This is a genomic window from Streptomyces sp. NPDC002306 (assembly GCF_053593435.1).
Genome location: NZ_JBSFCK010000148.1, coordinates 1 through 1,264 on the forward strand (window position 1 = coordinate 1; position 1,264 = coordinate 1,264).

At 66.6% G+C, this 1,264-nt stretch carries 1 protein-coding gene; it reads left to right on the forward strand.

What is annotated here, in order from left to right; genetic code table 11:
• The first annotated feature begins 69 nt into the window (after positions 1-69).
• A protein-coding gene (locus tag ACWCQK_RS42530) for an IS3 family transposase (protein ID WP_451164636.1) occupies positions 70-1,232 on the forward strand; the annotation gives its coding sequence in 2 pieces (ribosomal slippage) (positions 70-354 and positions 357-1,232; 1,161 coding nt in all).
• Positions 1,233-1,264 lie beyond the last annotated feature (32 nt).

Genomic DNA, 1,264 nt, shown 5'->3' on the forward strand with positions numbered 1-1,264 from the left:
GGGTCTGCTGCACGATCGGGTGACATCTGAACTGGCTTGCCCTGTGGGGCGGGTGGGAAGGATGTCGCTGTGCCCAAGCCTTATCCCGAAGAGTTCCGCGAGGACGTCGTGCGGGTCGCGAGGAATCGTGGCCCGGGAGTGACGGTCGAGCAGGTGGCCAAGGACTTCGGCGTCCATCCGATGACGCTGTGGAAATGGATGCGCCGTGCGGACACCGACGACGGATCCAGGCCCGGGGTGACCAGCCAGGAGAGCGCGGAACTGCGGGAAGCACGTCGGCGGATCAAGCTGCTGGAGCAGGAGAACGAGGTCCTGCGCCGGGCGACGGCCTATCTGTCGCAGGCGCATCTGCCGGGAAAAGGATCTACCCGCTCGTGAAAGAGCTGGCCGCGGACGGGATGCCCGTCGCGGTCACGTGCCGGGTGCTGAAGCTCGCCAGACAGCCCTACTACCGCTGGCTCGACAAGCCGGTGGCCGACGCCGTGCTGGAGCAGGCGTATCGCGCGAACGCGCTGTTCGACGCCCACCGCGACGACCCGGAATTCGGCTACCGCTTCCTGGCCGACGAAGCCCGCAGCACGGGATCCGGCATGGCGGACCGGACCGCGTGGAGGATCTGCCGGGACAACCACTGGTGGAGCGTGTTCGGCAAGAAACGCGGCCGGGTCAAGAAGCCCGGGCCGCCGGTGCACGACGACCTGGTCCGCCGTGACTTCACCGCGGATGGGCCGAACCGGCTATGGCTCGCCGACATCACCGAACACGCCGCCGGTGACGGCAAGTTGTATCTCTGCGCGATCAAGGACGTCTTCAGCAACAGAATCGTGGGCTATTCCATCGATGCGCGGATGAAGTCCCGCCTGGCTGTGACTGCCCTGCACAACGCCGTGGCCCGGCGCGAACACGTCGACGGATGCATCCTGCACAGCGATCGCGGATCGCAGTTCCGGTCCCGAAAATTCGTGCGCGCGCTCGATCGCCACCGGATGGCCGGATCGATAGGGAGAGTCGGGGCAGCCGGCGACAACGCGGCCATGGAGTCCTTCTTCAGCCTGCTGCAGAAGAACGTCCTCGACCGCCGGAGCTGGACCACCCGCGAGGAACTGCGGATGGCGATCGTGACCTGGATCGAGCGGACCTATCACCGCCGCCGCAGACAAGCCGCACTCGGCCGGCTGACCCCCGTCGAATTCGAGACCGTCATGATCACATCGGCCCTCCAGGCCGCGTGACCGAACCTGTCACCTGAACCTGCACCAGACCC